This is a genomic window from Kistimonas ophiarachnellae, assembly GCF_057552235.1.
Genome location: NZ_BAAJPA010000009.1, coordinates 33,735 through 51,390 on the forward strand (window position 1 = coordinate 33,735; position 17,656 = coordinate 51,390).

General features: G+C 51.8%; 14 protein-coding genes. 13 read left to right on the forward strand and 1 reads right to left on the reverse strand.

Annotated features, from left to right (window positions below; translation table 11 throughout):
- Window positions 1-41: 41 nt before the first annotated feature.
- From rpsK to AC27K1_RS12595, 5 genes are all read left to right on the forward strand, one after another.
- A complete protein-coding gene (rpsK, locus tag AC27K1_RS12575) occupies window positions 42-431 on the forward strand; it encodes a 30S ribosomal protein S11 (protein WP_345199232.1) in 390 nt (129 codons plus the stop codon).
- 16 nt (window positions 432-447) lie between these two features.
- On the forward strand, window positions 448-1,068 hold the full coding sequence (gene rpsD, locus AC27K1_RS12580; protein WP_487150977.1) for a 30S ribosomal protein S4: 621 nt from the start codon (window positions 448-450) through the stop codon (window positions 1,066-1,068).
- A gap of 30 nt (window positions 1,069-1,098) precedes the next feature.
- Window positions 1,099-2,100 carry a DNA-directed RNA polymerase subunit alpha gene (locus tag AC27K1_RS12585; protein ID WP_345199229.1) on the forward strand — a complete coding sequence of 334 codons (1,002 nt, stop codon included), beginning with the start codon at window positions 1,099-1,101 and terminating at the stop codon, window positions 2,098-2,100.
- Between the two features lie 30 nt (window positions 2,101-2,130).
- Window positions 2,131-2,514 carry a 50S ribosomal protein L17 gene (rplQ, locus tag AC27K1_RS12590; RefSeq protein WP_395181319.1) on the forward strand — a complete coding sequence of 128 codons (384 nt, stop codon included), beginning with the start codon at window positions 2,131-2,133 and terminating at the stop codon, window positions 2,512-2,514.
- Window positions 2,515-2,699: 185 nt separating this feature from the next.
- On the forward strand, window positions 2,700-3,878 hold the full coding sequence (locus AC27K1_RS12595; protein ID WP_487150978.1) for a pyridoxal-phosphate-dependent aminotransferase family protein: 1,179 nt from the start codon (window positions 2,700-2,702) through the stop codon (window positions 3,876-3,878).
- Window positions 3,879-3,931: 53 nt separating this feature from the next.
- Here the strand turns inward: AC27K1_RS12595 and uvrA are convergent, their stop codons facing one another.
- Entirely contained in the window at window positions 3,932-6,772 is a 2,841-nt protein-coding gene (gene uvrA / locus AC27K1_RS12600; RefSeq protein WP_487150980.1) for an excinuclease ABC subunit UvrA, read from the reverse strand.
- Between the two features lie 297 nt (window positions 6,773-7,069).
- On the opposite strand from uvrA, the gene AC27K1_RS12605 reads away from it, so the two are divergent.
- The 8 genes from AC27K1_RS12605 (at window position 7,070) to AC27K1_RS12640 (ending at window position 17,192) form a co-directional block, all read left to right on the forward strand.
- Window positions 7,070-8,737 carry an inositol phosphate phosphatase SopB gene (locus AC27K1_RS12605; protein WP_487150981.1) on the forward strand — a complete coding sequence of 556 codons (1,668 nt, stop codon included), beginning with the start codon at window positions 7,070-7,072 and terminating at the stop codon, window positions 8,735-8,737.
- A gap of 78 nt (window positions 8,738-8,815) precedes the next feature.
- Window positions 8,816-10,168 (forward strand): MFS transporter, encoded by a 1,353-nt coding sequence (locus AC27K1_RS12610; protein WP_487150982.1) that lies wholly within the window; start codon window positions 8,816-8,818, stop codon window positions 10,166-10,168.
- A 162-nt stretch (window positions 10,169-10,330) separates the two neighbouring features.
- Window positions 10,331-10,924: a GNAT family N-acetyltransferase gene (locus tag AC27K1_RS12615; protein WP_487150983.1), complete on the forward strand. Its 594-nt coding sequence runs from the start codon at window positions 10,331-10,333 to the stop codon at window positions 10,922-10,924.
- A 207-nt stretch (window positions 10,925-11,131) separates the two neighbouring features.
- The gene (locus AC27K1_RS12620; RefSeq protein ID WP_487150984.1) at window positions 11,132-12,190 is read left to right on the forward strand and encodes a BMP family ABC transporter substrate-binding protein; all 1,059 of its coding nucleotides are present in this window, start codon (window positions 11,132-11,134) and stop codon (window positions 12,188-12,190) included.
- Between the two features lie 65 nt (window positions 12,191-12,255).
- Complete coding sequence (locus AC27K1_RS12625) at window positions 12,256-13,806, forward strand: ABC transporter ATP-binding protein (protein ID WP_487150985.1); 1,551 nt, start codon at window positions 12,256-12,258, stop codon at window positions 13,804-13,806.
- A complete protein-coding gene (locus AC27K1_RS12630; protein WP_487150986.1) occupies window positions 13,803-14,888 on the forward strand; it encodes an ABC transporter permease in 1,086 nt (361 codons plus the stop codon). The genes AC27K1_RS12625 and AC27K1_RS12630 overlap by 4 nt, the downstream gene beginning before the upstream one ends.
- Complete coding sequence (locus AC27K1_RS12635) at window positions 14,872-15,819, forward strand: ABC transporter permease (protein ID WP_487150987.1); 948 nt, start codon at window positions 14,872-14,874, stop codon at window positions 15,817-15,819. Before AC27K1_RS12630 ends, AC27K1_RS12635 begins: the two co-directional genes overlap by 17 nt.
- Complete coding sequence (locus AC27K1_RS12640; RefSeq protein ID WP_487150988.1) at window positions 15,816-17,192, forward strand: ADP-ribosylglycohydrolase family protein; 1,377 nt, start codon at window positions 15,816-15,818, stop codon at window positions 17,190-17,192. Before AC27K1_RS12635 ends, AC27K1_RS12640 begins: the two co-directional genes overlap by 4 nt.
- The last annotated feature ends 464 nt before the right edge of the window (window positions 17,193-17,656 follow it).

Below are 17,656 nucleotides of genomic sequence, written 5' to 3' on the forward strand. Positions count from 1 at the left end.
ACTGGTTTAACCAGTTGTCTTGACACAGGATAATTTCTGATATGGCAAAGCCAGGTACTCGTTCACGGAAAAAGGTGAAAAAGACGGTAGTGGATGGTGTAGCACACGTCCACGCTTCTTTTAACAACACCATCGTGACCATTACCGATCGCCAGGGCAACACCCTGACCTGGGCAACTGCAGGTGGCTCCGGCTTCCGTGGTTCCCGTAAGAGCACGCCTTTCGCAGCCCAGGTTGCTGCTGAGCGTGCCGGTCGTGCGGCTGCCGAATACGGTCTGAAGAATCTGGACGTCTGTGTTAAAGGACCCGGCCCGGGTCGTGAATCTGCTGTTCGTGCGCTTAATGCTTGCGGCTACAAGATTACTAACATCACTGACGTTACACCCATTCCTCATAATGGTTGCCGTCCGCCCAAGAAGCGTCGAGTATAAGCAGGAGTCACGATAAATGGCTAGATATACAGGTCCTAAGTGCAAGCTGTCTCGTCGTGAGGGCACAGACCTTTTTCTGAAGAGCGGCGTTCGTCCGTTTGAATCAAAATGCCGCGCTGAAGCCATTCCTGGCCAGCACGGTCAGCGTCGTGGTCGCCTGTCCGACTACGGTGTTCAGCTGCGTGAGAAGCAGAAAGTCCGTCGTATTTACGGCGTACTGGAAAAGCAGTTCCGTAGCTACTACAAGGAAGCAGATCGCATCAAGGGCGCTACAGGCTCCAACCTGCTGCAGCTGCTGGAATGCCGCCTTGACAACGTTGTTTACCGTATGGGTTTCGGTTCTACCCGTGCGGAATCTCGTCAGCTGGTCAGCCACAAGGCTATTACCGTTAACGGCAAAGCTGTTAACATTCCTTCTTACAAGGTCAAGGCCGGCGATGTTGTAGCCATCCGTGAGAAGTCCAAGACCCAGCTGCGCATCGGCGCTGCCCTGGAACTGGCTGCTCAGCGTGGTTTCCCGACTTGGGTGGAAGTGGACGCCAAGAAGAAAGAAGGCACCTTCAAGGCGCTGCCGGAGCGGAGTGATCTGTCAGCCGACATCAATGAGAACTTGATCGTCGAGCTGTACTCCAAGTAAGGGATAGATAACTAGGTGGGGTGTTCATCCATGCAGAACTCGGCTACAGAATTTCTGACTCCTCGTCATATTGATGTTGAGGAACTCAGCCCGACCCGAGCGAAAATTACGCTTGAGCCTCTTGAGCGTGGTTTTGGTCATACTCTGGGCAATGCGCTTCGCCGTATCCTGCTGTCTTCAATGCCTGGCTGTGCCGTCGTCGAAGCCGAGATCGACGGCGTACAGCACGAGTACAGTACAGTTGAAGGCGTGCAGGAAGATGTCATCGATATTTTGCTGAACCTGAAAGGTCTGGCAATTCGTATGGCGGGTCGTGATGAAGCGGTCCTGACCTTAAGCAAGAAGGGTGAGGGTGTGGTAACAGCTGCTGATATTCAGCCTGACCACGATGTCGAGATCCTGAATCCGGATCACGTCATTGCTCACCTCGGCGAAAAAGCTGATTTCAACATGAAGCTTAAGGTTCGTCGTGGTCGCGGTTATGAAACTGCTGATTCACGCCGTTCAGATGATGATGAGAGCCGCTCAATCGGACGTTTGCAGCTGGATGCCACCTATAGCCCGGTTCATCTCGTTTCCTACGTAGTAGAAAACGCGCGTGTTGAGCAGCGTACAAACCTCGACAAGCTCGTCATTGATCTTGAAACCGACGGGACCATTGAGCCAGACGAAGCCATTCGCCGTGCCGCTACCATCCTCCAGCAGCAGCTGGCGGTATTTGTAGACCTGGAAGGCGATGCTGAGCCTGAGCCGGAGCATAAGGAAGACGAAGTCGATCCTATTCTCCTGCGTCCCGTTGACGATCTCGAACTGACTGTGCGCAGTGCAAACTGCCTGAAAGCAGAGAACATCTACTATATCGGTGACCTGATCCAGCGTACCGAAGTAGAGCTGCTCAAGACCCCGAATCTGGGTAAGAAGTCACTCACCGAGATCAAAGACGTGCTGGCATCTCGTGGCCTGAGCCTGGGCATGCGCCTGGATAACTGGCCGCCGGCAAGCCTCAAGAGCGACGACAAGGTTTCAGCTTAAGTGCCAGGCAACTGGTAAGGAATCAGAGTTATGCGTCACCGTAAAAGTGGACGAAAATTCAGCCGGACGAGTTCACATCGCACTGCGATGTTCCGTAACATGACTGCGTCCCTGGTTGAACATGAAATGATCAAGACCACTCTGCCCAAGGCGAAAGAACTGCGCCGTGTAGCAGAGCCCATGATCACCCTGGCTAAGGAAGACTCCGTAGCCAACCGCCGTCTGGCGTTTGACCGTCTTCGCAGCAAAGCAGCCGTTGGCAAGCTTTTCTCCGATCTGGGACCCCGTTTCAAGGATCGTCCTGGCGGTTACATCCGTATCCTGAAGTGTGGTTACCGTCACGGTGACAATGCTCCTATGGCATACGTACAGCTGGTTGATCGTCCTGCAGAAGTTGCAGCTGACGAAGAGTAAAATCAGCAGAAAAAACCGGGCTTTAAGCCCGGTTTTTTTATGCCTGAAATTTAGTGCAGACATGAATATTCCCGCTAGAATGGGCACTGAATCACATTCTGGTGTATCCTGCCTGCCGAATGTTGCTTTGCCATGTGAAACCGTGCTGGCAGCTTGTCTCCCAAAAAACGAATAGATAGAAGAACATGACAATTACCTCATTCCATCCGCCACGACGTACGCTCATGGGCCCTGGCCCTTCCGATGTTAATCCGCGAATTACCGAAGCACTTTCTCGTCCGACCATTGGTCACCTTGATCCAGAATTTATCCGAATGATGGATGAATTGAAGGCGCTGATTCAGTACGCGTTCAAAACGCAAAACCGCCTCACGTTACCCATTTCAGCACCTGGGTCGGCGGGTATGGAAGCCTGTTTCGCAAACCTGGTGGAAGAAGGTGACAAAGTCATTGTTTGCATCAATGGCGTGTTTGGCGGACGGATGAAAGAAAATGTCGAACGCTTTGGTGGTGTGCCTGTCATCGTTGAATCAGAATGGGGGCGGGCTGTTGATCCGGTCAAAGTTGAGGAAGCGCTGACTCAGAATCCGGATGCTGCCATTCTTGCCTTTGTCCATGCAGAGACATCCACAGGCGCATTATCCGATGCAGAAGCACTTTGTCGTTTGGCGAAAGCGCATGATTGTTTGACTATTGTCGATACGGTGACATCGCTGGGTGGTTGTGAGCTGAATGTTGATCAGTGGGATATTGATGCTATTTATTCCGGATCACAGAAATGCTTATCGTGTGTGCCTGGATTGTCGCCGGTCAGTTTTAGTGATGCTGCTATCGCAAAGATTAACGATAGAAAGAGCAAAGTAAAAAGCTGGTTCCTTGATATGAGCCTGGTCATGGGATACTGGGGTGGTGAAGGTAAGCGCGCTTATCACCATACGGCTCCTGTTAACCAGTTGTATGCCCTGCATGAAGCACTGTGCATTTTGCAGGAAGAAGGCTTGGAAAATGCCTGGGAGCGCCATGCACTGCATCACCGGGCACTGACCGCTGGCTTGGCTGCGATCGGTCTGGAAATGCTGGTTCCTGAAACTGAACGTTTGGTGCAGCTTAACGCAGTTGTCATCCCTGAAGGGGTGGACGATGCTGCCGTAAGAAGCCAGCTTTTACACGACTACAATCTGGAGATTGGTGCTGGACTGGGCGCGTTTGCCGGTAAAGTCTGGCGTATCGGGCTGATGGGCTATGCGGCGAACCAGTCCAATGTTTTGAATTGTCTTTCTGCGCTTGAAGCCGCGTTGCTTAAGCAGGGATATAGCTTTAAAGCCGGCGAATCAATCAAGGCAGCGAATGCGGTTTACGCATAAGGCTGCACATCGAAGCTAAAATAAAACCCGGCTCATGGCCGGGTTTTATTTTGTCAGGCTACCGCTTTGGCCTTCTGAATAATGGGTTTTAGAAAACGGCCGGTATGAGATTCAGCGATTGCTGCAACGTCTTCCGGCGTACCCGCTGCAATGATTTCACCGCCGCCATCCCCCCCTTCAGGACCCAGGTCAACCAACCAGTCAGCGGTTTTGATAACATCCAGGTTATGCTCGATAACAACGACAGTATTACCGTGGTCGCGTAACCGGTGAAGTACCTGAAGCAGCTGCTGGATGTCATGAAAATGCAGTCCGGTGGTGGGCTCATCCAGAATATAAAGCGTTTTCCCGGTATCCCGTTTTGATAGCTCTTTGGCAAGCTTAACCCGTTGCGCTTCCCCGCCAGAGAGAGTCGTTGCATTCTGCCCGAGTCGAATATACGACAAGCCAACATCCATGAGGGTCTGTAGCTTACGCTTGAGTGCTGGAATGGCGTCAAAGAATACCAAGGCATCCTCAACGGTCATATCCAGCACTTCATCTATGCTCTTACCCTTGTATTGGATATCCAGGGTTTCACGGTTATAGCGCTTGCCTTTACAGACGTCGCAGGGAACGTATATATCCGGCAGGAAGTGCATCTCAACCTTGATTACGCCATCGCCCTGGCATGCTTCGCAGCGCCCACCCTTAACGTTAAAGCTGAATCGACCTGGCTTGTAACCCCGTGAACGCGCTTCTTGTGTACCAGCAAAAAGCTCCCGGATGGGCGTAAATATGCCAGTATAAGTGGCCGGGTTTGAGCGAGGAGTTCTGCCGATAGGGCTCTGATCGATATCAATGCATTTGTCGAAGTGATCCATACCGGTAATTTTCCGATAAGGAGAAGGAGAGAGCGTGGTTGCCCCATTGAGCTGATGGGCGCAGATGGGATACAGCGTGCTGTTGATCAATGTTGATTTGCCAGAGCCAGATACACCGGTAATGCACGTCATCAGACCAACAGGGATATCCAGATTAACATTTTTCAGGTTGTTGCCGGTGCAGCCTGACAAACTTAATAGTTTCTTTTTATCCATAGGCTGGCGTTTGGCAGGAATTGCAATTTCCAGAGTGCCTGATAAATATTGTCCTGTTAGAGACTTGGCAGAGGCAATAATGTCGTCCGGTGTTCCTTGCGCAACAATGTCACCGCCATGAACACCGGCACCGGGGCCAATATCAATGACATGATCAGCAGAGCGAATTGCATCCTCATCATGTTCGACAACAATGACGGTATTTCCGAGATCGCGCAGGCGGGTCAGGGTTTTCAGTAGTCGATCGTTGTCTCGCTGGTGAAGGCCGATAGACGGCTCATCAAGGATATACATGACGCCAACAAGACCCGCACCAATCTGACTAGCCAGTCGAATACGCTGGGCTTCACCACCCGATAGCGTTTCTGCACTGCGATCCAGTGTCAGATAGTTGAGGCCAACGTTTACCAGGAAACTCAGGCGATCCGAAATCTCCTTGAGTATTTTGGCGGCAATTTCACCACGACGCCCCGGTAAACTCAGGTTCTGGAAGTAAGAAAGGGACTTTTCAACAGGCAGTCGAGTTATGTCAGGCAATGTGTTCTCTTCGATAAACACATTGCGTGCCTCTTCCCGCAGACGGGTTCCTTTACACTTCGGGCAGGCCTGCGTTGCCAGGAATTTAGACAACTCATCACGTACGGATTGTGAATCCGTATCCCGGTAACGCCGTTCAAAATTCGGGATGATGCCTTCGAACCGATGTCGTTTGCGGTATATGTCGCCACGATCATTGATGTAGCTGAAATCAATCTCTTCATGGCCTGATCCGTGCAGAATGACTTCTTGATGTGCCGCAGAAAGCTCATCGAAGGGCGTATCAATATCGAAGCCGCAGTGGGTCGCAAGCGATTTCAGCATGTGGAAATAGTAGACACTGCGACGATCCCAGCCGCGGATGGCGCCTTCTGCCAGGGTCAGTTCCGGATGCTGGATGATCCTGTCCGGATCAAAGAACTGTCGAACCCCCAGTCCGTCACAGCTTGGGCAGGCACCGGCAGGGTTGTTAAAGGAAAACAACCGGGGTTCAAGTTCATTCAAACTGTAACCGCACTCAGGACAGGCATATTTGGCGGAGAAAACGATATCGTCCTGATCACTATCCATGAAGCTGACAGAAACCAGTCCGTCAGTCAGCCCCAGTGCGGTTTCAAAGGACTCAGCAATACGTAACTGGAGATCTGCGCGAACCTTGAAACGGTCAACGACCACTTCAATTGTGTGCTTACGTTTTTTGTCCAGCGCCGGCGGCGTATCCAGATCGGTGACAATGCCGTCTATGCGGGCTCGAATAAACCCCTGACTTTTCAGTTCACTGAAAATGTGCAGGTGTTCACCTTTACGATCCCGTACAACCGGTGCAAGGATCATCACTTTCTCGCCTTCAGGCAAGGCCAGTACCTGATCCACCATCTGGCTGACGGTTTGTGCTTCCAGTGGGTGATGGTGTCTTGGGCAGCGCGGAATACCTGTTCGGGCAAACAGAAGACGAAGGTAGTCGTAAACTTCCGTAATCGTACCAACCGTTGAGCGCGGGTTATGGCTGGTTGATTTCTGTTCGATAGATATTGCTGGTGACAAGCCTTCAATGTGATCCACATCCGGCTTTTCCATCATGGACAGAAACTGTCGTGCGTAGGTCGACAGGGATTCCACATAGCGACGTTGCCCTTCCGCATAGAGGGTGTCAAACGCCAGTGAAGATTTCCCGGAACCGGACAACCCGGTGATAACAATCAGTTTATCGCGGGGAATATCCAGGTTGATATTCTTGAGGTTGTGGGTTCTTGCACCACGGACAGTTATCTGGTCCACAAGCCAACTCCTTACAGAGAACCCGATATTATAAAGAAGCGCTACAGTCTGGTCATGCAGGTTTTTAATGTGGACGGCTAACACCTATAGTGTTGTAAATGGCAAACAAACACGGACGACAATATGTGGCCAGGAGGCGTTGATCCTTCCAACCGGCGAACCAATAGCTCCCATCAGCCGCAACCTACGGCTTCAAGGTGGACGCGCTGGCGTCAGGGGCTTGGCCGTTTCATTCGCATTCGTAACCCGATTACGTATTTAAGGGAAAGGCTGCGTGTTGGCAACGCACACCGAAGGTTGTCTGAGCGCACCATTCGTTCAGCACCTCTTGAGAACTTTTTAGCAGCACGGCGCGTCAGCCCTGGTAAGTGGCAGAGTTCTGTCAGTATGGGGTCATTAAATGAAGCACAAATCCGCAACCTGTTAATAGCGATAGAACTGATCAATGAAAACCAGTTTATGTCGCGTCCTCTGTTAAGGCTGCGTGAAACACTGGCTGCTGAAGTTCAAAGTTTGTTATCACTCAATGAAAATGAACAGGTACATGAACCTGTAAGCGACAAAAGCCTTATAAAGGCCGTTAAAGAGCATCCTAAGCAATTGAGACAGCGTCTTGTTAAAGCGGGCTATCCCCCTCAAGAATTAAAGGCGTTAATGAAGGCCAAAATTATCCGGGGCTTAAACAAGAAAAAGTGGCAGGAAGTAAAAGGGACGATTGAGAGCCGAACGCTTGGTACGTTAGACAGTCGGCAGATTCCTGCTGCTGAAATGCGCGCTTCAAAGTCCAGTGACAGAGATTTATTCCCGGTAAGTTATCAAGGTGGCGGTATTTCTTCATTAACCATCACCTCTGCAGACCATGCAGTGAACCTCTGGACATCCAGTTTACGCAGCCAAAATACCGGGCATGTGCTCTACCAGGGGGTTAGGCACGGTATTCATTCCGCCTACGGTATGGAGGGCGATAAACGAAAGGTTGCGAATATACAGCGTGCGAAGGAATCCTTGCTTGCAGCTCTGAGTCTCCGTCCGGATTTGTTAAAGCAGGCTTTTGCTGATCCTGAAAAGCCGGTACATCTTGATTTGGTTTCTACTTCACTGTTGACGCCTGACCCGGTTCGATCAGGTTCAGATAACGAGAAGATCATGTTGGCTGATCAAGTTGAGGCTTTCAGCCTGTTGACTGAAAAACAGCCAATCGCGTTGGAAATCATTGATCCAGACGGAGAACTGCAAGTGATCAAATTGACGACCAGGATGTTACGCTTCAATTTTGGTGTCAATTATTACGCGGTTGATCCCTCTATTCCTGATGTGTTGGGTGGTTGGGGGACGTCTGATGCCTTGAATAGAAAAGGTTTGGAGGCTCTGATGGGTGATCCTGATGAGAAAACCGATGTTTCCGGTGGCTGGGTCATGGAGTATATCAATAGTAGTGAAGCCACAATTCAAATACTGGAAGACAGATCGGCGGTCGCGTCATACCAGGAAACCATGGAAATTTCAGAGCGCATAGTGGCTCTGCGTAAAGAGGTTGATATTATCAGGCAGCTTGAACGACAGATAAAAACGATCTTTCAGCAGAAGCTTCATCATAAGGATAAAGAAGAAGCCTACAAAATGCCTTCTCGAATCCTGTTGCTGACCCATCTTTTGAAGGGTATTCCTTTGTCGAATTGCAAGAGCGGCAAAGACCGCACAGGTATGCTGGATGCTGAAGTGAAGTTTCTGGCAGCGCGCTGTGAACTGCGGGGAGAAGTCCCTGAACCCGGTGCACCACTGACACCCGAGGAACAGGAACTATGGCACGCCATACTGCTTAATAGCGGGAACCTGGAAATTCAGGAATATAATACCGGCTTACAGGGGTATAAGGCCGAAGATATTAAATCCATCGATAAGCGTATAGGTAATGATGCAGTTCGACGCGAGGTGCGAGGGGCTTCCGGTGCTGTCGGTTCATAACACAACGCTTGCTAAAACGTGACTTCCAACTGATACAATGTCGCTGTTATGACGACTAAAGAATGATAAGTAGTTCGTATGAATCAACTGGAAGTAAGAGCCTCACTGTCTTTATCCGCTGTGTTCGCCCTTCGAATGCTGGGGCTGTTCATGTTGCTTCCGGTGTTAGCTGTTTATGCCGATACGATCGCAGGCAGCACGCCTGCATTAATCGGACTGGCGATTGGCGCTTATGGTATTACCCAGGCGCTGTTACAAATTCCTGCAGGTTTGTTGTCTGACCGAATCGGTAGAAAACCCGTTATCCTCATCGGGCTGGGCATCTTCTTTCTTGGCAGCTTGTTAGCAGCCTTCGCTGACTCCATGGTCGGCATTATCGCCGGGCGTTTCCTGCAGGGAGCAGGCGCGGTTGCTGCTGCGATTACCGCGTTATTATCTGATCTCACCCGTGAACAGAACCGCACCAAGGCCATGGCCATGGTTGGCATGAGTATCGGTGTTTCATTTTGTGTAGCAATGGTCTTGGGACCACTGGTTACACGACTGACCGGCATAGATGGGTTGTTCATGGTCACTGCGGTTGCTGCCCTGGCTGCGATGGCGATCATAGCCTGGGGAGTACCGACGCCTGCCATTCAGAAATTTAACCGTGAAACCTCCACTATTACCGGACAACTTCACACCACGTTAAGAGATCCGCAGTTGCTCCGTTTGGATGTCGGCATTTTCATTCTTCATTTTGTTCTGATGGGGCTATTCATTACCGTTCCGCTGGATCTGCAGAACCTTGCCGGTTTACCGCGAGAGGAACACTGGTGGGTGTATCTGTTGACGATGGTTCTGTCGTTTGTTGCGATGGTGCCGTTCATTGTGATCGGTGAACGGAAGCATTGCCTGAAGCAGGTGATGGTTGGTGCGGTTGCTTTGTTGTTGATTGCCCAGGTTGTTGCCTGGTCGGAGAGAGACAGTTTGGTCGGATTGATCATCAGTGTCTTTCTTTTTTTTGCTGCTTTTAACTTCCTTGAAGCCACCTTGCCGTCCCTGGTGAGTCGTCAGGCACCGGCGGGGAGTCGTGGTACGGCAATGGGCGCCTATTCGACCTGCCAGTTTCTGGGCGCTGGTTTGGGTGGGGCACTGAGTGGTGTCGCCTATCAGTCTTACGGGCACATCGGTGTGCTGGTGGTTTGTGGATCCGCAACCGCCATCTGGTGGTTGCTGGTGATGACCATGCGACAGCCTCGCTATGTCGCCAGCCTGGTGATGGATTTATTTCCGGTAGTACCCACTGAAGCAGTACGTGTTCATGAGCAGATTGCTTCTGTGTCAGGGGTAAAGGAAGTGACCGTGATCATTGAAGAACAAACCGCTTACTTGAAGGTTGATAAACGACACCTGGATCAGCAGCGTCTGCGGCAATTTGGCGAGTGGTGATGGACTGCCCAGAGGGATGTATAGGCAGATACAAACCTCCTTTTTGAGTAACATCATTCGTAGCGATAAATGGCGTCCCGGAGACTGATTCGGGTCAACATGAACGGGTAAGGATCAACATAGACTGCTCCAGAATTCAGATTGAATCAGGATTGTTTTGGAGTGAAACGGCTTTTTTCCCCAGATTTTTCGGCGGCCGCCCATACGATGGCTGCCGCTTTCCAGCATTACGAATTATTCGGTGAATATGGGAATGCCATTCCTGATCTGAAGAATTGCCTTGAGCAGGATTTTTTCCATTATCTGACCGCTTTACCGGAATCCGCTGAGATTTATGCGGATTCCGCCGCCATTCGAGGTGTTGCCGTCTGGTTACCGCCCTCAGTATCGCCCAAACTGCCGGAGCTTACGTTTACGCATACATACGGTTCAGCAGAAATATACCGTAGTCGTATGCAGGCCTTTTCCCTGTTCTGCCAGGCTGTGCGCTTCCACCATATGCCCTGGCCGCATTGGTACCTCAACCTGCTTGCTGTTCATCCCGAGGCGCAAGGGCGTGGTATTGGCAAACAGTTGTTAAGTGAAAAACTGTGTGATCTTGATCGACGGCAACAGCCTTGTTACCTGGAGACACAGCGAGAGATAAACACCCATCTGTACCAGTCAATGGGGTTCCGTGTGGTGGAGCACTGTTTTGCGCCGGGAGGCAAGCTGCCATTCTGGGGAATGCTGCGTACACCCGGACTGAAAGTGTAAAAGTGCTGCCCGCAGGCAAAAAACCTCTGAAAATGATTGTTTTTGTTTGTCTTGAATGCAATCTGTTTGATTTTTATCAAAGATGAACAGTGGTCTTGCTCGTCATAATCCGCGCAATTTATTTCCTTCTACTGGTGGTGTTTAACCGATCTGTAAAAAGGACAGGTCGGTTGGGGCCATTGCATGCGTTCCTGTGCGGAGAAAATCATGTTGAAGCGCTGGCAGTCAATCTGGAGCCTGGTTCTGGGCAGTTGTATGGCCGTGTTGATCGCAGGCTGCAGTGACAGCAGTGAAACAGCGGCCGATGGGCAGGAAAAGGGCAAAGACCCGGTTCGTGTTGCTTATGTGCTGAATGGTGCGTTGGGTGACCAGTCCTTCTACGACTCCGGTCAGGCAGGTATCAACCGCCTGGTAACGGATTACGGCATCGAAACCATCACGATTGAAAACAACTTTGACGCAGCCAAATACCCACAGTCGTTGGAGTCTGCCGTTAAATGGCGTGCTGACGTGATCTATGTGATTTCCTATGGCTACGAAGAACTGGTGCGCCAGTATGCGGACCGTTATCCGGATATCACCTTTGTCAACATTGATACTGTCGTAGAAAACAGCAAGGGCACCATCACCAGCATCAACTTCTCCGAAGAAGAAGGTTCTTTCATGGCCGGTGTTGCTGCGGCACTGATGACATCTGACGCTTCCATCAAGGGTATTAACGAAGAGAAAAAGGTTGGAACAGTCAGCGGGATGAACGACATGGTCGTTAACGCTTTCCTGCATGGTTTCCGTCAGGGTGTCGCCTACATTGATGACACCATTGAATATAAGAATATTTATGTTGGCAGCTGGTCTGATCCTGTGAAAGGCAAGCAGGCGACCAAGCAACTCTATTCACAAGGCGTTGATGTTGTCTTCCAGGTGGCGGCACTGACCGGTACCGGTGTACTTGAAGCGGCGGCCGAAAGTGGTTTGTATGCGATCGGTGTGGATTCCAACCAGAACGGCATCAAGCCGGGTCATATTCCTACATCCATGTTGAAAAATGTTGGCAATGCCATCTATGACACCTTCACTGCCATGGAAAACGGCACCTTCGAAAAAGGCGCGGTGATTTACTCCGGCCTGGCACAGGACGGTGTTGGTCTGGCAATTGATGAACATAGTCGTGCGATTATGCCAGCCGCCATGCTGGAGCAGCTTGAAGCTGTCAAGGCCAAAGTCGTTGCTGGCGAGATTGTGGTAGAGCCTTACAAGGGCGCCTGATTGTTTTCACCTACGGCCTCCCTCTGCGGAGGCCGCTGTTATACCCGATCTGTCAGGAGCCCCTGATGTCTGATCCCCTTATTGAACTGAAACACCTGGTCAAGGTGTATCCGCCAGCGACCCTGGCGTTGAATGACGTCTCCGTGACGATCAATGCCGGCGAAATTCATTCCGTGATTGGTGAGAACGGTGCCGGCAAATCGACGCTGATGAAGGTGTTGTACGGTATTAATTCCATCAATGGCGGTGAAATGTGGTATCGCGGCCAACAGGTGGCGTTTCGCAACCCCATGGAAGCGGTTGCTGCGGGTATTGGCATGGTTCACCAGGAATTCATGCTGGTGCCGTCGTACAGCATCTACGAAAACGTGGTGCTCGGGATGGAATCTGTCAAACAGTCTGGTCGCTGGTCTGCAGGCATTCTGAATCGGCAGAAGGATATTGAGGCTGTTCAGGCCATTGCTGATCAATATGCACTGAATCTGCGGGTAACGGATAAGGTAGAAGATTTGTCTGTTGCCGCCCAGCAGAAAGTAGAAATTCTGAAGTTACTCTACCGTGACGTTGACGTCTTGATTATGGATGAGCCAACAGCCGTCCTGACGCCACAGGAAATCCGCCAGCTGTTCGAGCGACTCAAGGCGCTTCGGGATCATGGTAAAACCGTCGTCTTTATCAGCCATAAGCTCGACGAGGTTCTGGCGCTCTCCGATACGATCACCGTGATGCGCAAGGGACAGCATATTCGCACGTTCCGAAATACGCCGGGACTCACCAAGGCCGATCTTGCCCGCGCCATGGTAGGGCGCGATGTGGTGTTTGCGATAGACAAAACGCCTGCAGAACCCGGAGATGTCGTCTTTGAAATGGAGCTGGTGGAAGCTCACGACCAGCAAGACATGTTACGCCTGCATGAGATCAGCCTTCAGGTGCGGGCGGGGGAAATTGTCGGGTTGGCAGGTGTTGAAGGTAATGGCCAGTTTGAGCTGGTGCAGGTGATGACGGGGCAGGCAGATGTCTCGGCTGGTCGCATTTACCTGTCTAATCAGGATATTACCGACCGGGATATTCGCTCACGTCGACGGCTTATGTCGTATGTCCCGCAGGATCGCAAAATATCCGGCAGTTCGCTGAAATCGAGCCTTATCGATAATGCGGTCATGACCCACCATTACAGTAATCCTTCATTGGGTAATGGAAAGAAAGGGTTGCTGTCACGGAAACGCTGTCGTGCGTTTACCCAACAGCTGATGCAGCACTTTGGTGTTGTGGCGGCAGGCCCTGACACCGCGATCGGTGATTTATCCGGGGGAAACCAGCAGAAGATTATCGTCGGACGGGAATTTGAGCTGGATAACAACTTCATCATTCTGGATCAGCCAACCCGTGGTCTGGATGTGGGTTCCATTGAATATATTCAGCAACGCATTGTGGAAAAGCGGGATGCCGGCGCAGGCTGCTTCCTGATTTCTGCCGACCTGGATGAGTTGTTCAGCCTGAGTGACCGGATTCTGGTCATTTACGAAGGCAGTATTGTGGCGGATCTCAACCCGGCTGACGTCACGCGGGAGCAGGTTGGGGAGTACATGTTGGGCTCCAGGGAGAAAGCCGCATGAAAAAAGACCTGTTAATAGCCCTTGCCGGTGTGCTCTGTGCCTTTCTGGCCGGCATGGCTATTCTGGCTGCACAGGGCTATGACGCACCCCGCGGCTTCATGGCGCTGATTGAATACAGCCTGATGTCAGAAATGTCGTTTGGTGGCACCCTGCAACGGGCGGCGCCGTTGATACTGACGGGATTGTCGGCAACTGTCGCTTTTGGCAGTAACGCTGTGAACCTGGGGCAGCTGGGACAGGTGCTGATGGGGGCAATGGCTGTGACCACCGTTGGTTTGCACGTGGATTTGCCTGCCCCCCTGATGTTGCCGCTGTTGTTAGCGACCGCTGCCATCGCTGGTGGCCTGTGGTGTGGTATCGCGGCCTGGCTGCGTAACCGCTTTAACATGAACGAATTCATCTCAACCCTGATGCTCAACTTTCTGGCCGAGTATTTCACCCTGTGGATGGTGCGCGGGCCGGTCAAGATGACAAATGCCAATACGCCGATGTCGCCGCCTATTGTTGACGGTGGTCACCTGCCGGCCTTGGGCAGTATCAGCAGTTCGATTCTCGTCGCGCTCGTGGCGTTAGGTGTGATTTACCTCCTCTGGAATCGGTCACGTGTCGGCTATGAAATGCGAATGATGGGATTGAATCCTGTCTTTACCCGGATTGGGGGATGCCACAACCGGGAGAATTTCACCCGTGCCATGATGATTTCCGGCGCCCTGGCTGGTCTTGCTGGCGGACTGCTGATCATGGGTGGGATTCAACACCTGTTTCTGATCGGTATCGGCGGAACCTATGGTTGGGATGGCGTCATGCTGGCGATCATCGCTAACTGCCATGTACTGGCGACATCACTGTATGCGCTGTTATTCGCTGTCTTGCAGAATGGCGCGTTGGGCATGGAGCTGGAAACCCGGGTGCCGTCTGAGTTCATCATGGTATTCCAGGCGATTATCGTATTGTTTGTCGTGGCCTCGCGGGAGGTTTCAAGGCGGCTGGTTAACTTGTTGATCGCCCGTCGTGTAGCCAGTGAAGCACTGGCTACTACCCGACAGCCGTCTGAGGAGAGGGTTCATGGATCTGTTTCTTGAGTTGTTCCGGGCAACCCTGCCTGCGGCGGCGCCTGTCCTGCTGGCGGCACTGGGTGGTTTGTATACCGATCACGCCAATGTCTTCAATATCGCCATGGAAGGGATGATGTTGATCGGTGCTTTCTGTGCCGTAGCCGGTAGTTATGTGACCGGTTCCTGGATGGGAGGCCTGCTGTTCGGCATGGTGGGTGGTTTGCTGGCGGCATCTGTAACGGCTTTTTTTGCCGTGAAAATGAAAACGGATGAGTTTGTCACTGGTATCGCCATGAACCTGCTGGCTGCTGGTGGAACCACTTACCTGCTGCGTCAGTTATTTCATGTGAAAGGGGCGTTTGTTTCTCCACGTATTGAGGGTTTGCCGGTCTGGAATATCCCTTTGGTGCAGGATATTCCTGTCGTGGGCGATATTGTGAGCGGCCATCCTTTCCTGTTGTATGTGACGTTTGTCGTCGTTTTCCTGGTGCATTTCCACCTGTTCCACACCCGCTTCGGTCTGCGGCTGCGGGCAGCGGGCGAAGAGAGCCGGGCGGTGGATGCCGTCGGTATCAGCTCTGATCGGATCAAGATTCAGTCGCTGCTGTTGTCCGGCGCTCTCTGCGGTCTGGCGGGTGTGTTCCTGTCGCTGGGCTATGTCCGCCTGTTTGCCGAAGATATGTCTAACGGGCGGGGATGGATTTCGCTGGCGGTGATCATCCTCACCCGTGGTCGTCCCATCGGGATTCTGGCCATGGCCCTGCTGTTCGGATTTACCGATGGTCTCGGGTTCGCGTTGCAGGATTCCATCATTCCTTCCGAATTTACCCAGATGGTGCCGTATATCGTGACCTTGCTGGCGCTGTACTGGTATTCCCGGGAAAAACAGAAACGTAACGGAAAACACGTGAATACCGGCCATCAGGCGGGTATGGATAAAGAGGCAGTTGCAGTATGAAAGCCTGGGAACAAGACCGGGAAATTCGCCTGAATGCGGTACCCAAGCCCTTTGAGGAAAAACCTTCTGACTGGTCGTTTGTGGAAGGTATTCTCAAGGCGCGTCGTAACATGATGGCCAAATTCTGGAAAAGTGAGGTACCCGGTTCCAATGCGCCGGAAATTCCTTTCATGGAAATGATCCAGGCCTGGCATAACCGGGGCTATGACGTCAGTGAGGCAGAACAATGGTTGTCGGCCGGACGTGAAGCCCGTGAGCAGAATGACCACGGCACCATGGAAGTGCTGGGTGCGAGAATTCAGCACGCGCTGGCCAACGCGCCGAAAGACGACAGCAGCGTGTATTGGAAATACCAGACACCGGACACCTTTGAAGCGATCCGCGCGGTTTGCCCGGCGGTGGATAAACTGGATGGTGATACTGCCGGCAACTGCCTGAATGAGAAAGTCTATGGCGGCTGGCTGGGTCAGATTGCTGGTGGCGCTTATGGTACAGCCCTGGAAGGTTTTACTGGCGAGCAGCTGAATGCGTTTTATGGGGATCGGTTAAACGGCTATGTCCGTGAACCGGAAACCATGAATGATGATGTGACCTATGAACTCTGCGTGCTGGAAGCGGCACGGAAGAACGCGGATTTCTCCAGCCAGGATATCGCTGAAGAGTGGTTGCGTTATATTCCCTATGGTTGGTCGGCTGAGCACTTTGCGCTGGAGAACCTGCGCCGTGGGATCATGCCTCCGCAGTCAGGCACGTATCTGAATTTCTATTCCGAATGGATTGGGGCGCAGATGCGCACCATGGTGCATGGCATGCTGGCGCCCGGCAAGCCCTGGCGTGCCGCTGAGCTGGCGTATCGCGACAGCGTCATTTCCCATGAGAAAAACGGTGTGTATGGCGGTATCCATGCGGCGGTTCTGACCTCACTGGCATTTATCATGGATGATGCCCGTGCCATTGTTCAGGCCTCCCGCGGCTATATTCCCGATAACACGTTATTCGCGCACTTGTTTGACCGGACGATTGAACTGGCGAAGCAATACGGTGATCACCGGGAAGTCTGGCAGTCCATGAAGCAAAATGAGCTGCGCACCTACAACTGGATTCATACGTTCCCGAATATGGTGGCGGTTGTGCTTTCGCTGTGGTTCTGCGACAACGATTTTACCCGTGCCATGCGGATTTTGGGGGATTGCGGTGAAGATGTGGATTGCAATGCCGGTGAAGTGGGCACGGTGCTGGGTGTGATGAATCCGTCCTGTGTCACGCCTGAGTGGGCAGAGCCACTGGCTGACCAGCTGGAAACCTACGTACCGGGCTATGAGAAAGTCCGGATTTCTGAGCTGGCGCGTCAGACGGTTTCGTTGATTGCCTGAATGTTCAGATAGCGCATGTCAATGCCGTGCAACAGCAAGTTGTACGGCATTTATTTTTTCCTCAGATCAAAAAAGAGTCAGGTATACTGCTCTTCCTGTTGGCTGGCAGTGCGGACGCAAAACACCACTGCGCAGGGACGTTTGAAGTAACCAGGGATGTATGAAATAGACATAAAATCAACAGGTTATATCGGTTTTGTCTTTTCTGATAACGGGTTGTTCCTAAATGGATTTACCTTTTTATAAGACCGGGTGGTGAACCTGTATCGGGATAGCGGGTCAGAATAAGTAGGGTTAAACGGGTAATACCATGATTTCCCAATTGGCAAATAGGCTGAGTCTGGGATAATAAACAGTTACCCTATGACTCTGGGCGGACGATGGCATGGGTTCACGGGCTGTGGCAGGTCAGGTACGAGGTGTCGGCGTTTTGACGATCCGGGGTAGACTGAAGTGAATGGTCT

Bases quoted from the DNA above. Each gene is read 5' to 3' on its own strand.
- rplQ (WP_395181319.1), top strand. From the start codon at position 2,131: ATGCGTCACCGTAAAAGTGGACGAAAATTCAGCCGGACGAGTTCACAT.
- rpsK (WP_345199232.1), top strand. From the start codon at position 42: ATGGCAAAGCCAGGTACTCGTTCACGGAAAAAGGTGAAAAAGACGGTA.
- AC27K1_RS12625 (WP_487150985.1), top strand. From the start codon at position 12,256: ATGTCTGATCCCCTTATTGAACTGAAACACCTGGTCAAGGTGTATCCG.
- AC27K1_RS12635 (WP_487150987.1), top strand. From the start codon at position 14,872: ATGGATCTGTTTCTTGAGTTGTTCCGGGCAACCCTGCCTGCGGCGGCG.
- AC27K1_RS12595 (WP_487150978.1), top strand. From the start codon at position 2,700: ATGACAATTACCTCATTCCATCCGCCACGACGTACGCTCATGGGCCCT.
- rpsD (WP_487150977.1), top strand. From the start codon at position 448: ATGGCTAGATATACAGGTCCTAAGTGCAAGCTGTCTCGTCGTGAGGGC.
- AC27K1_RS12620 (WP_487150984.1), top strand. From the start codon at position 11,132: ATGTTGAAGCGCTGGCAGTCAATCTGGAGCCTGGTTCTGGGCAGTTGT.
- AC27K1_RS12630 (WP_487150986.1), top strand. From the start codon at position 13,803: ATGAAAAAAGACCTGTTAATAGCCCTTGCCGGTGTGCTCTGTGCCTTT.
- AC27K1_RS12640 (WP_487150988.1), top strand. From the start codon at position 15,816: ATGAAAGCCTGGGAACAAGACCGGGAAATTCGCCTGAATGCGGTACCC.
- AC27K1_RS12610 (WP_487150982.1), top strand. From the start codon at position 8,816: ATGAATCAACTGGAAGTAAGAGCCTCACTGTCTTTATCCGCTGTGTTC.
- AC27K1_RS12585 (WP_345199229.1), top strand. From the start codon at position 1,099: ATGCAGAACTCGGCTACAGAATTTCTGACTCCTCGTCATATTGATGTT.